This window comes from Flavimobilis rhizosphaerae (assembly GCF_014852685.1).
GTDB classification, from domain to species: domain Bacteria; phylum Actinomycetota; class Actinomycetes; order Actinomycetales; family Cellulomonadaceae; genus Flavimobilis; species Flavimobilis rhizosphaerae.
Genome location: NZ_JACZDF010000005.1, coordinates 121,670 through 134,950 on the forward strand (window position 1 = coordinate 121,670; position 13,281 = coordinate 134,950).

Annotated in this window: 9 protein-coding genes; 8 read left to right on the top strand and 1 reads right to left on the bottom strand. The window is 68.8% G+C overall.

Going from position 1 to position 13,281, the window contains the following annotated elements:
* Positions 1-116 precede the first annotated feature (116 nt).
* Together uvrB and IGS67_RS10295 are read left to right on the top strand one after the other, a co-directional pair.
* Entirely contained in the window at positions 117-2,198 is a 2,082-nt protein-coding gene (gene uvrB, locus IGS67_RS10290; RefSeq protein ID WP_192280467.1) for an excinuclease ABC subunit UvrB, read from the top strand.
* 214 nt (positions 2,199-2,412) lie between these two features.
* Positions 2,413-3,519, top strand: coding sequence for a TerC family protein (locus IGS67_RS10295; RefSeq protein ID WP_328742371.1), 1,107 nt, complete (start codon positions 2,413-2,415; stop codon positions 3,517-3,519).
* 96 nt (positions 3,520-3,615) lie between these two features.
* On the opposite strand, the gene IGS67_RS10300 is transcribed toward IGS67_RS10295, so the two are convergent.
* Positions 3,616-3,900 (bottom strand): YciI family protein, encoded by a 285-nt coding sequence (locus IGS67_RS10300; protein ID WP_192280470.1) that lies wholly within the window; start codon positions 3,898-3,900, stop codon positions 3,616-3,618.
* 106 nt (positions 3,901-4,006) lie between these two features.
* Between IGS67_RS10300 and uvrA the strand changes: the two genes are divergently transcribed.
* The 6 genes from uvrA (at position 4,007) to gap (ending at position 13,239) form a co-directional block, all read left to right on the top strand.
* On the top strand, positions 4,007-7,018 hold the full coding sequence (gene uvrA, locus IGS67_RS10305) for an excinuclease ABC subunit UvrA (protein ID WP_192280473.1): 3,012 nt from the start codon (positions 4,007-4,009) through the stop codon (positions 7,016-7,018).
* Between the two features lie 6 nt (positions 7,019-7,024).
* Positions 7,025-9,007, top strand: a complete 1,983-nt coding sequence (uvrC, locus tag IGS67_RS10310; protein WP_192280476.1) for an excinuclease ABC subunit UvrC — start codon at positions 7,025-7,027, stop codon at positions 9,005-9,007.
* A gap of 34 nt (positions 9,008-9,041) precedes the next feature.
* Positions 9,042-10,004 carry an RNase adapter RapZ gene (gene rapZ / locus IGS67_RS10315; RefSeq protein ID WP_192280480.1) on the top strand — a complete coding sequence of 321 codons (963 nt, stop codon included), beginning with the start codon at positions 9,042-9,044 and terminating at the stop codon, positions 10,002-10,004.
* Entirely contained in the window at positions 9,985-10,986 is a 1,002-nt protein-coding gene (locus IGS67_RS10320) for a gluconeogenesis factor YvcK family protein (RefSeq protein ID WP_328742374.1), read from the top strand. Before rapZ ends, IGS67_RS10320 begins: the two co-directional genes overlap by 20 nt.
* 70 nt (positions 10,987-11,056) lie before the next feature.
* Positions 11,057-12,037 (top strand): DNA-binding protein WhiA, encoded by a 981-nt coding sequence (whiA, locus tag IGS67_RS10325; protein ID WP_192280485.1) that lies wholly within the window; start codon positions 11,057-11,059, stop codon positions 12,035-12,037.
* Positions 12,038-12,234: 197 nt separating this feature from the next.
* On the top strand, positions 12,235-13,239 hold the full coding sequence (gap, locus tag IGS67_RS10330) for a type I glyceraldehyde-3-phosphate dehydrogenase (protein WP_192280488.1): 1,005 nt from the start codon (positions 12,235-12,237) through the stop codon (positions 13,237-13,239).
* Positions 13,240-13,281 lie beyond the last annotated feature (42 nt).

Here is a 13,281-nt window from a genome sequence, read left to right on the forward strand (position 1 = left end):
CTACGAGGACTCTCGGCTGGGAGCGCTCCCTTCCTTTCGAGGGCAGTGGAGTCGTGGCCTGGACCACATTGCACCGCTGGCCCGTCAATGTCGGCGCCTCGGCGTACCGTGGACTCATGCGACCCGAGACCGACCTGCAACGGACCGTCGCCCCCTTCGAGGTCGTGTCCGAGTACACGCCTGCGGGTGACCAACCGACCGCGATCGCAGAGCTCACCGAGCGGCTCAACGCGGGGGAGAAGGACATCGTCCTGCTCGGCGCGACGGGCACCGGAAAGAGCGCGACGACAGCGTGGCTCATCGAGCAGGTGCAGCGTCCGACGCTCGTTATGGCACCCAACAAGACTCTTGCAGCGCAGCTTGCGACGGAGTTCCGCGAGCTGCTCCCCAACAACGCCGTCGAGTACTTCGTCTCGTACTACGACTACTACCAGCCCGAGGCGTACATCGCGCAGACCGATACCTACATCGAGAAGGACTCGGCGATCAACGACGAGGTCGAGCGGCTTCGCCACTCGGCGACGAACTCTCTGCTCACGCGGCGCGACGTCGTCGTCGTTGCGTCTGTCTCCTGCATCTACGGCCTCGGTACCCCTCAGGAGTACGTCGACCGCATGCAGCGGCTCGACGTCGGCGACCAGATCGATCGCGACGGTCTGCTGCGCCGCTTCGTCGAGATGCAGTACACACGCAACGACCTCGCCTTCACCCGCGGCACGTTCCGCGTGCGCGGTGACACCGTCGAGATCATTCCCGTCTACGAGGAGCTCGCGATCCGCATCGAGTTCTTCGGTGACGAGATCGAGGCGATCCATACGCTCCACCCGCTCACCGGCGACATCGTCTCGACCGTCCCGTCGATCCACATCTTCCCCGCGACTCACTACGTCGCGGGTCCCGAGCGCATGGAGCGCGCGATCGCCGGCATCGAGGCTGAGCTCGAGACGCGGCTCGCCGACCTCGAACGGCAGGGCAAGCTCCTCGAGGCGCAGCGCCTGCGCATGCGCACGACGTACGACATCGAGATGATGCGCCAGGTCGGGAGCTGCTCCGGCATCGAGAACTACTCGCGCCACATCGACGGACGTGAAGCAGGGACGCCGCCTCACACGCTGCTCGACTACTTCCCCGACGACTTCCTCCTCGTCATCGACGAGTCCCACGTGACGGTGCCCCAGATTGGCGCGATGTACGAGGGTGACATGTCGCGCAAGCGGAACCTCGTCGACTTTGGCTTCCGCCTTCCGAGCGCCATGGACAACCGGCCGCTGCGGTGGGAGGAGTTCGTCGAGCGCATCGGCCAGACCGTCTACCTCTCCGCCACGCCCGGCGACTACGAGCTCGGGCTCTCCGACGGTGTTGTCGAGCAGATCATCCGCCCGACAGGCCTCATCGACCCCGAGGTCGTCGTCAAGCCCACCAAGGGGCAGATCGACGACCTCCTCGAGGAGATCCGCACCCGTGTCGAGAAGGACGAACGCGTCCTCGTCACGACGCTCACGAAGAAGATGGCCGAGGATCTCACCGACTACTTCCTCGACAAGGGGGTCCGGGTCCGGTACCTCCACTCCGAGGTCGACACGCTCGCCCGTGTCGAGCTTCTCCGCGACCTCCGCCTCGGCGTCTACGACGTCCTCGTCGGCATCAACCTCCTGCGCGAGGGGCTCGACCTCCCCGAGGTCTCGCTCGTCGCGATCCTCGACGCCGACAAGGAAGGCTTCCTCCGCTCGTCGAAGTCACTCATCCAGACGATCGGACGCGCCGCCCGCAACGTCTCCGGCCAGGTCCACATGTACGCGGACAAGATCACTGCCGCCATGCAGACCGCCCTCGAGGAGACCGAACGCCGACGCGAGAAGCAGATCGCCTACAACACCGAGCGGGGCATCGACCCCCAGCCCCTGCGGAAGAAGATCGCCGACGTCACCGACATGCTCGCGCGCGAGGACCTCGATACCGCCGAGCTCCTCGCCGGCGGCTACCGCAAGGCACCTACGGGCCGCTCCCGCGCCGCGACGACGACGTCCGAACGCCCCGCCGTCTCGGCGGCAGGAGATCTGGCGAGCCTCGTCCAAGAGCTCACGGACCAAATGCACGCAGCCGCAGCCGAGTTGCAGTTCGAGCTCGCCGCACGCCTGCGGGACGAGATCTCCGGCCTCAAGAAGGAACTGCGGCAGATGCGCGCCGCGACGGAGTGAGGCGCGCGACACACCGTCGGTGACCCGTTTCGTCGAGCGAGGACCTAGGTCTGCGGTTACGATGGCTCGGTTGGAGGGGAGTATCCCCATCACGATGGCGTCGTCATCACGGCAGGCTCCGTAGCCTCCCCGGTGCCATCGGTCCGGACCAGTGCACGAGCGCCGGGCGGGAGAGACCTCCGGTACTCAGTGCTACGTACCGGAGGAACGCTCGGTGCTCGATATTCATCTGTCCGTGTGGCTCATCTCAGCCGCCGTGGTCCTCGGCCTCGTCATCTTCGACTTCTACGCACACGTCCGGACGCCCCACGCGCCGACGTTCAAGGAATCGGCGATCTGGTCGGCCGTCTACATCGCGCTCGCGATCATCTTCGGCATCGTCTTCCTGATCGTCGTCGGACCCGAGCACGGCGGCGAGTTCTTCGCGGGCTACATCACGGAGAAGAGCCTCTCGGTCGACAACCTCTTCGTCTTCCTCCTCATCATGACGTCGTTCCGCGTGCCGCGGGAGAACCAGCAGAAGGTCCTCCTCGTCGGGGTCGCGCTCGCTCTCGTCATGCGCACCGCCTTCATCCTCCTCGGTGCTGCAGCGCTCAACGCCTGGTCGTGGGTCTTCTACCTCTTCGGCGCGATCCTCCTGTGGACCGCCTGGAAGCAGGTCAAGCCCGAGACCGAGCACGAGGACAAGGTTCCCGGCGGCGCCGTCGTCGCGCTCTTCAAGAAGGTCGTGCCGACCGTTGACGAGTACAACAGCGACCGCCTCACCGTGAAGAAGAACGGCAAGCGCTTCCTCACGCCGATGTTCCTCGTGATGGTCGCGATCGGCTTTACCGACCTGCTCTTCGCGCTCGACTCGATCCCCGCGATCTACGGACTCACGCAAGAGCCTTACGTCGTCTTCATGGCGAACGCTCTTGCACTCCTCGGCCTGCGCCAGCTCTACTTCCTCATCGGCGGGCTCCTCGACAGGCTCGTCTACCTCGCGCAGGGCCTAGGGGTCATCCTCGCGTTCATCGGGTTCAAGCTCATCTTCCACGCGATGCACGTCAACGAGCTGTCGTTCATCAACGGCGGCAAGCACATCGAGTGGGCGCCCGAGATCGGCATCGCGACGTCGCTCACGGTCATCATCGGCACGCTGGCCGTCGTCACCGTCGCAAGCCTCTGGAAGACACGCCGGGACGCCGAGCGCGGCATCCTCGACTCCGACGGTCGGCCCGACCTTCCCGAGCCCGACCGCGCGGACGAGCCAGCGGTGGCCGCCGCAGACGCGGCCGTCGCCGAGAAGCCGGGTGGCAGCTCCCAGGCTCACGAGAGCTGACATCGCGCAACCAGCACGACGGAGGGCGGTGGCAGCAGCCACCGCCCTCCGTCGTGCCCAGGGGCGGCGTCGGACCGCGTGCGTCCCGAGCGCAACTCAGGCGAGTTCGGCCCACGGGCCGATGACAGGCTTCCACTCCGCGACGTCGACGGACCCGAGGACCCCGGCGCCACGGAACGGATCGCCCGCGAGCAGCGCATCGAGCGCCGAACGGTCAGCGACCGAGAGCAGGAGGAGCGCCCGGCCGCCCTCAAGCGGCCCCGACGCGAGCAGCGTCCCCGCCTCGAGGCACGAGCGCAGGTATGCGCGATGCTCCGGTCGCACGGCGTCGAGCGTCGCGGTGTCCTGGGTGTAGGTGTACTGCACGGCATAGACGGTCATGTCCCTATCGTGGCACTCGAGGGCGGTAGGCGCCGCGTGCGTCCGTACTACGACGTGACGTCGAACACGTGTGCGAAATGGGTGTGGACTGCACTACGATGACCGGGTGAGTGATCGTCTCGTCGTCCAGGGCGCCCGTGAGCACAATCTCCGGGGCGTCGACCTTGACCTGCCCCGCGACCGGCTCATCGTCTTCACCGGCCTTTCCGGGTCGGGCAAATCCTCCCTCGCGTTCGACACGATCTTCGCCGAGGGACAGCGTCGCTACGTCGAGTCGCTCTCGGCGTACGCGCGCCAGTTCCTCGGGCAGATGGACAAGCCTGACGTCGACTTCATCGAGGGCCTGTCGCCCGCGGTGTCGATCGACCAGAAGTCGACGAACCGCAACCCGCGCTCGACCGTCGGCACGATCACCGAGGTCTACGACTACCTCCGTCTTCTCTTCGCGCGTGCCGGCACGCAGCACTGCCCGGTGTGCGGCGAGCGTGTCGCGTCGCAGACGCCCCAGCAGATCGTCGACCGCCTGCTCGAGCTGCCCGAAGGCACTCGGTACCAGGTTCTCGCACCTGTTGTCCGGGGGCGCAAGGGAGAGTACGCAGAGCTCTTCAAGGAGCTCCAGACGAAGGGCTTCGCTCGCGCGCGCGTCGACGGGGAGGTCGTCCAGCTCGCCGACCCGCCGCAGCTCGAGAAGAAGCTCAAGCACTCGATCGAGGTCGTCGTCGACAGGCTCGTCGCCCGTGAGGGCGTCCAGCGTCGTCTCACCGACTCGATCGAGACCGCCCTCGGGCTCGCGGGCGGCCTCGTCCTCATCGAGCTCGTCGACCTGCCCGCAGACGACCCCGAGCGTGAGCGTCGCTTCTCCGAGCACCGGGCGTGCCCTAACGACCACGAGCTCACCCTCGACGAGATCGAGCCCCGTACCTTCTCCTTCAACGCGCCCTACGGCGCGTGCCCCGAGTGCACGGGCATCGGCGTCCGGCTCGAGGTCGACCCTGAGCTCATCGTTCCCGACGAGGAGCGCACGCTCCGTGAAGGGGCCATCGCCCCGTGGGCGCAGACGTCCTCGGAGTACTTCGAGCGCGTGCTCACGGCGCTTGCCGACGAGCTGGGCTTCTCGATGGACGTCCCGTGGCGGGCCCTGCCCGAGCGCGCGCGTGAGGCGATCCTCCACGGTCGCGACCACAAGGTGCACGTCCGTTACAAGAACCGCTGGGGCCGCGAGCGGCAGTACTCGACGGGGTTCGAGGGCGTCATGACGTTCCTCGAGCGGCGGCACTCCGAGACCGAGTCCGAATGGTCGAAGGAGAAGTACGAGGCCTTCATGCGCGAGGTCCCGTGCCCGACGTGTCACGGCACCCGCCTCAAGCCCGAGGTCCTCGCGGTCAAGGTGTCAGGCCGTTCGATCGCCGAGGTCTGCGGGATGTCGCTGCGCGAGGCCCACGGCTTCCTCGGACAGCTCGAGCTCGGCCACCGCGAGAAGGTCATCGCCGGCCAGGTCCTCAAGGAGATCGACGCTCGCCTCGGGTTTCTTCTCGACGTCGGGCTCGACTACCTCACGCTCGCGCGCGCGGCCGGGTCCCTCTCGGGAGGGGAGGCCCAGCGCATCCGCCTCGCGACCCAGATCGGCTCGGGCCTCGTCGGCGTGCTCTACGTCCTCGACGAGCCGAGCATCGGTCTCCACCAGCGCGACAACCGTCGGCTCATCGAGACGCTCACACGCCTGCGCGACCTCGGCAACACGCTCATCGTCGTCGAGCACGACGAGGACACGATCCGCATGGCCGACTGGATCGTCGACATCGGTCCAGGTGCGGGCGAGCACGGCGGTCGTGTCGTCCACTCGGGCGACTACGCCGGCCTGCTCGCGTCGAAGGAGTCCGTCACGGGTGCCTACCTCGCAGGACGACGGAGCATCCCCATGCCTGCGACGCGGCGCCGGACCGAGGTCGACCGTCAGCTTACCGTCGTCGGAGCACGCGAGAACAACCTGCGCAACATCGACGTCGACTTCCCGCTCGGCGTGCTCACGGCCGTCACGGGCGTCTCCGGCTCGGGCAAGTCGACGCTCGTCAACTCGATCCTCCACACCGTGCTCGCCAACGAGCTCAACGGTGCGCGACGCGTCGCGGGGTACCACACACGCGTCACCGGGCTCGAGCACCTCGACAAGGTCGTCCACGTCGACCAGGCACCCATCGGCCGTACGCCCCGTTCCAACCCAGCGACATACACGGGCGTGTGGGACCACGTGCGTAAGCTCTTCGCGCAGACGACCGAGGCCAAGGTCCGCGGCTACGGTCCCGGCCGCTTCTCGTTCAACGTCAAGGGCGGTCGCTGCGAGGCGTGCTCGGGCGACGGCACGCTGAAGATCGAGATGAACTTCCTGCCGGACGTCTACGTGCCCTGCGAGGTCTGCGGCGGCTCGCGCTACAACCGCGAGACGCTCGAGGTGCGCTACAAGAACCGCACGGTCGCCGAGGTGCTCGACATGCCGATCGAGGAGGCCGCCGAGTTCTTCGCGGCCGTCCCCGCGATCTCCCGCCACCTCACGACCCTCGTCTCTGTCGGCCTCGGCTACGTCCGTCTCGGCCAGCCCGCGACAACTCTCTCAGGAGGCGAGGCGCAGCGCGTCAAGCTCGCGACGGAGCTCCAGCGGCGTTCGACAGGACGCACGATCTACGTCCTCGACGAGCCCACGACAGGCCTCCACTTCGAGGACATCCGTCGCCTGCTCGCGGTTCTCCAGTCGCTCGTCGACAAGGGCAACACGGTGCTCGTCATCGAGCACAACCTCGACGTCATCAAGAACGCCGACTGGGTCATCGACATGGGTCCTGAGGGCGGTTCAGGAGGTGGAACCGTCGTCGCGGAGGGCACGCCCGAGCACGTCGCGCGCGTCCCGGAGAGCCACACCGGACGTTTCCTCGCCGAGGTCCTCGGCGAGGGTGTGCCCGTCTCGGACCCGCCCGCGTCGAAGACATCGAAGGCTGCTCCGAAGACGAAAGCCGCTCCGAAGACGACGGCCACGACGAAGCGCACGACGAGCAGCACGGCACGCACCGCCGCCGCCGCGCGGAGCCGAGCGACGAAGGCCGCCGCACCGTCGTCCGAGTCCTGACCCGCCATGGCCGACCCCTCGAGCTACCGGCCGCGGCCGGGGGAGATCCCCACCGACCCGGGCGTCTATCGGTTCCGTGACGAGCACGGGCGTGTCATCTACGTCGGCAAGGCGAAGAACCTCCGACAGCGGCTCGCCAACTACTTCCAGCCGCTCGCGTCTCTCCACCCGCGCACGCAGCAGATGGTGACGACCGCGGCGAGCGTTCAGTGGACCGTCGTGCGCACGGAGGTCGAGGCGCTCGCCCTCGAGTACTCGTGGATCAAGGAGTTCGACCCGCGGTTCAACGTCAAGTACCGCGACGACAAGTCCTACCCCTACCTCGCGGTGACGCTCGGCGAGGCGATCCCGCGCGCGCAGGTGCTGCGCGGCGCCAAGCGACCAGGCACGCGGTACTTCGGCCCGTTCGGCCACGCCTGGGCCATCCGCGAGACGCTCGACCTTCTCCTCCGGGTCTTCCCCGTGCGCACCTGCTCGGCGGGCGTCTACCGCCGGGCCGAGCAGACTGGGCGTCCCTGCCTCCTCGGCTACATCGATAAGTGCTCGGCGCCGTGCGTCGGCCGCATCAGCCAGGCCGACCACCACGCGCTCGCCGAGGATCTCTGCGCATTCATGGCGGGCGACGCCGCTCGCTTCCTCGGCCCTCTGACGGCTCAGATGCGTGAGGCGTCGGCGGACCTCGAGTTCGAGCGCGCAGCGCGACTGCGTGACGACATCGCTGCGCTCGAGAAGGTCGTCGAGCGCAACGCCGTCGTGCTCGACGACGGCACGGACGCTGACATCTTCGCGCTTGCCGGCGACGAGCTTGAGGCTGCCGTCCAGGTGTTCCACGTGCGCGGCGGTCGCATCCGCGGCCAACGGGGATGGGTCGTTGAGAAGGTCGAGGAGATCACCGACGCAGGGCTCGTCGCGCAACTCCTCGCGCAGGTCTACGGTGAGGCCGCCGAGTCCGACGACCGTGACGCACGGCGCGAGGGCGTGCCGCGGGAGGTGCTGGTCCCGTTCCTGCCGGACGACGCCGACGGGCTCACCACGTGGCTCACGGGCATCCGGGGGTCGAAGGTTGAGATCAGGGTCCCGCAGCGCGGCACCAAGGCGACCCTCGCCGAGACGGTCCACAAGAACGCCGAGCATGCGCTCGCGCTCCACCGCACCCGGCGTACCGGCGACCTCACGACACGGTCGCAGGCGCTCCGGGAGATCCAGGACGCGCTCGAGCTCGACTCTGCGCCGCTGCGCATCGAGTGCTTCGACATCTCGACGACCCAGGGCACTCACCAGGTCGCGTCGATGGTCGTGTTCGAGGATGGTCTCGCGCGCAAGAGCGAGTACCGGACGTTCGCGATCAAGGGCCCCGACGGCGACGGCGTGCCCGATGACACGGCCGCGATGCACGAGGCCATCACCCGCCGGTTCCGTCGCTACCTCGCGGACCGCGCGAGCGCGGGCGAACCCGAGCTTGCGACGGGCGCGCTCGACGAGGACGACGCGCTGCCAGCCGAGGAGCGCAAGCGGTTCGCGTACCCGCCGAACCTCGTCGTCGTCGACGGGGGGCAGCCGCAGGTCGCCGCGGCGCGGCGTGCGCTCGACGAGCTCGGCGTCACCGATGTCGCGCTGTGCGGCCTCGCCAAGCGGCTCGAGGAAGTCTGGCTGCCGGATGACGACTACCCGGTCATCATGGAGCGCACCTCCGAGGGGCTCTACCTGCTGCAGCGCGTCCGTGACGAGGCTCACCGCTTCGCGATCACTGCCCATCGCAAGCGGCGTGGCCGCGCGATGACGTCGTCGGTCCTCGACGGCGTTCCCGGCGTCGGACCTGCTCGCGCGAAGAAGCTCCTCACGCACTTCGGTTCCGTCAAGCGGCTCCGCGCGGCAAGCGTCGAGGAAATTGCGACCGTCCCCGGAATGGGGCCGCAGACGGCGGCGGCCGTGGTCGCGGCGCTCGCATCTCCGGGCGCCACACCGGAGGGAAACGCTCCCACGTCGTGACGTCGTCGTGATCCGGGGCTGGCATGCTGGAACCATGAGCACCGACGGACAGCCCGCGCCCGCCGACCCCCACGCCCCGCACACGCTTCCTGACGGCATCCCTGCCCTCGAGGCGTCGGCCCACGCGCCGCGGCTCGAGCAGACCCAGGTCGTCATCATCACGGGCATGTCGGGCGCCGGTCGGTCGCGTGCGGCCGCCGAGCTCGAGGACCTCGGGTGGTACGTCGTCGACAACCTTCCGCCCCAGATGCTGCTGCCGCTCATCGAGATGTCTGCCCACGCGGGTGACACGCTCTCGCGCTTCGCCGCCGTCGTCGACGTCCGCGGGCGGCAGTTCTTCGACGATCTCGAGTCGGTCCTCGCCCAGGTGAAGAAGCTTGACGTCGACTACCGCGTGATGTTCCTCGACGCGTCCGACGAGGTGCTCGTGCGGCGCTATGAGTCCGTGCGACGCCCGCACCCCGTCCAGGGCGACGGCCGGCTCACCGACGGGATCGCTCAGGAACGCGAGATGCTCAAGGCGCTGCGGACGTCCGCCGACATCGTCATCGACACGAGCGACCTCTCGGTGCACGACCTCGGGCGCGAGGTCCGCCAGTCCGTCCACGCTGGTCTCGACCACCACCTGCGCGTCCACATCGTGTCGTTCGGGTTCAAGTACGGGCTCCCGCTCGACGCGGATCAGGTCGTCGACATGCGCTTCCTGCCCAACCCGTACTGGGTGACCGAGCTGCGCGCGCTCAACGGGCGCGACGCGCCCGTTCGGGACTACGTTCTCGGCCAGCAACCCGCCCAGGTGTTTCTCGACCGCTACGTCGAGGCCCTCGAGCCGGTTCTCGAGGGCTACCTCGGGGAGGAGAAGACGTACGCGACGATCGCCGTCGGCTGCACGGGTGGCAAGCACAGGTCGGTCGCGGTGTCGGAGGAGCTGGGCCGCCGGCTGCGGCAGGCCGGGTACCGGGTGGTGGTGACTGCGCGTGACCTCGGCAAGGAGTAACCCGGACGTGCGGCCCGCGCGGACCCCTCACGGCCCGCGGATCGTCGCGCTCGGCGGCGGGCATGGGCTGTCCGCGAACCTCGGCGCTCTGCGCCTCATGTCGGAGCGGCTCACCGCGATCGTCACCGTCGCTGACGACGGCGGTTCCTCGGGCCGGCTGCGCGACGAGCTCGGGGTGCTGCCGCCGGGTGACCTGCGGATGGCGCTCGCCGCACTGTGCGAGGAGAACGAGTGGGGCCGGACGTGGCGGGACGTGCTCCAGCACCGCTTCGTCTCTGACGGCGACCTGGACAGGCACGCCGTCGGTAACCTCCTCATCGCCGCCGTGTGGGACATCCTCGGGGACACCGTCGACGGGCTCGACTGGGTGGGCCGGCTCCTCGGCGCCCGCGGCCGGGTCCTGCCGATGGCCTCGGTGCCGTTGACGATCGAGGCCGACGTCCGCGAGGAGGGAGGGGGCGTGGGGATCGTCACCGGGCAGTCGCACGTCGCCGTCGCCCCCGGTCGGATCGAGCAGGTGCGGCTCGTCCCGGCAGACCCTCCGGCGTGCCCGGACTCGGTCGCTGCGGTCGAGGAGGCGGACTGGGTCGTTCTCGGCCCGGGATCGTGGTTCACCTCTGTCATGCCGCACCTTCTCGTCCCGGAGCTTGCCATGGCGCTCCACACGACCCGTGCGCGCCGGTGCGTGACGCTCAACCTGGCGGCCGAGGCAGGGGAGACCGAGGGGCTCACCGCGACGGACCACCTCACGGTGCTCCACCAGCACGCGCCGCAGCTGCGCGTCGATGTCGTCCTCGCCGACCCGTCGTCGGTCGAGGACGTCGAACAGCTCACGCGGGTCGCGGGTGCCATGGGGGCACGCACCGTCATGCGTCAGGTGCGGGTCGGCGACGGCAGCCCGCGGCATGACACGCTGCGGCTCGCGGCGGCGTACCGCGACGTGTTCGACGACGTGCTCGGGGATGTGCCAGCCCGGGGCTGACTCCGCCCCCGTGCCCGGGCCGTCCCGGTCGCGGGCTGGGCATCGCCCGGCAGATGGCAGGATGGTCCGCATGGCACTGACCGCACAGGTGAAGGACGAGCTCGCGCGGCTCCGGGTCGACAGGACGAGCTGCCGCAAGGCTGAGGTCTCGTCGCTGCTGAGGTTTGCGGGAGGGCTGCACATTGTCTCGGGGCGCATCGTCGTCGAGGCCGAGATCGACACGGGGGTCGTCGCGAGGCGGCTCAAGACGTCGATCGCCGAGGTGTACGGCCACCAGAGCGAGGTCGTCGTCATCGCCCCCGGCGGGTTGCGTCGCAGCCAGCGTTACGTCGTCCGCGTCGTGCGCGAGGGGGAGTCGCTCGCGCGGCAGACGGGCCTCCTCGATAACCGGGGCCGGCCGGTGCGTGGCCTTCCGCCCCAGGTCGTCGCCGGCGGCACCGAGGAGTCCGCGGCCGCGTGGCGCGGCGCGTTCCTTGCCCACGGCTCCCTCACCGAGCCGGGACGCTCGTCGTCCCTCGAGATCACCTGCCCGGGTCCCGAGGCGGCGCTCGCACTCGTCGGAGCAGCCCGACGCCTCGGCGTCCAGTCGAAGGCGCGCGAGGTGCGCGGGGTCGATCGCGTCGTCGTGCGTGACGGCGAGGCGATCTCGCAGATGCTCGTGCAGATGGGGGCGCCCGAGGTGGCGACGGTCTGGGACGAGCGCCGTGCGCGGCGCGAGGTCCGGGGGACCGCGAACCGGCTCGCGAACTTCGACGACGCGAACCTCAGGAGGTCCGCACGCGCTGCCGTCGCTGCCGGGGCTCGCGTCGAGCGGGCGTTCGAGATTCTCGGTGAGGACCTTCCGGAGCACCTGCGCGAGGCAGGGGAGCTGCGGCTCGCGCACAAGCAGGCGTCGCTCGAGGAGCTCGGCCAGCTCGCCGATCCGCCTCTCACGAAGGATGCGGTCGCCGGGCGGATCCGACGGTTGCTTGCGACGGCCGACAAGCGCGCCCAGGACCTGGGCATCCCGGACACGGAGGCAGGACTTGCCCCCGAGCTGCTCGATCCGTGAGAAGTCGCGCGTCCGCTCGGACGTTTGTCCCATCGCTTGACCGCCGGACGGTATAGGCTTGTGTCGTTCGGTGATGCGGACCACATGACTCGGTGACGGGACGCGGGGTCCGCATCTCATCGCGTACATCGACGTACGTACAGTTCGTCAACAACCGTGTGCGTCGGTGTCAGCCGACGCGCCCCGAGGAGGGCAACGTGACCATCCGCGTCGGCATTAACGGCTTCGGCCGCATCGGCCGCAACTTCTTCCGCGCCATCGTCGAGTCCGGCGCTGACATCGAGATCGTCGGTGTCAACGACCTGACCGACAACCACACCCTGGCGCACCTGCTCAAGTACGACACCGTGCTGGGCCGTTTCCCGCTCTCGGTCGACTACAACGACGATGCGATCATCGTCGACGGCAAGTCGATCCGCGCTCTCGCCGAGCGCGACCCGAAGAACCTCCCGTGGGGAGAGCTCGGTGCGGACATCGTCATCGAGTCGACTGGCTTCTTCACCGACGCCACGAAGGCCTCCGCGCACATCGAGGCCGGCGCCAAGAAGGTCATCATCTCCGCCCCGGCGAAGAACGAGGACGCGACCTTCGTCGTGGGTGTCAACCACGAGGACTACGACCCCGCGAAGCACAACATCATCTCGAACGCCTCGTGCACGACGAACTGCCTCGCCCCCATGGCCAAGGCGCTCAACGACGCGATCGGCATCGAGCGTGGCCTCATGACCACGATCCACGCGTACACGGGTGACCAGAACCTCCAGGACGGCCCGCACAGGGACCTCCGTCGCGCCCGCGCCGCCGCGCAGAACATCGTTCCGACGTCGACCGGTGCGGCCAAGGCTGTCGCTCTCGTCCTCCCGGAGCTCAAGGGCAAGCTCGACGGCTTCGCCATGCGCGTCCCGACGATCACGGGTTCGGCCACGGACCTCACCTTCACGGCCTCGCGCGAGGTCACGGTCGACGAGGTCAACGCCGCGGTCAAGGCTGCCGCCGAGGGCCCGCTCAAGGGTGTCCTGAAGTTCGTCGAGGACGAGATCGTCTCCTCGGACATCGTCACGGACCCGCACACCTCGATCTTCGACTCGAAGCTCACCAAGGTGTCGGGCGACCTCGTCAAGGTCGTCGCCTGGTACGACAACGAGTGGGGCTACTCGTCCTCGCTCGTCTCCCTCACGCAGTACGTGGGCGCGCGTCTCTGACGTTCGCTGCGCACGCACGATGAGCGCCTGACGTCCGCGTGC

Excerpts from the sequence above, each read along its gene's own strand:
- uvrB (WP_192280467.1), top strand. The coding sequence starts at position 117 with ATGCGACCCGAGACCGACCTGCAACGGACCGTCGCCCCCTTCGAGGTC.
- IGS67_RS10300 (WP_192280470.1), bottom strand. The coding sequence starts at position 3,900 with ATGACCGTCTATGCCGTGCAGTACACCTACACCCAGGACACCGCGACG.
- uvrC (WP_192280476.1), top strand. The coding sequence starts at position 7,025 with ATGGCCGACCCCTCGAGCTACCGGCCGCGGCCGGGGGAGATCCCCACC.
- rapZ (WP_192280480.1), top strand. The coding sequence starts at position 9,042 with ATGAGCACCGACGGACAGCCCGCGCCCGCCGACCCCCACGCCCCGCAC.
- whiA (WP_192280485.1), top strand. The coding sequence starts at position 11,057 with ATGGCACTGACCGCACAGGTGAAGGACGAGCTCGCGCGGCTCCGGGTC.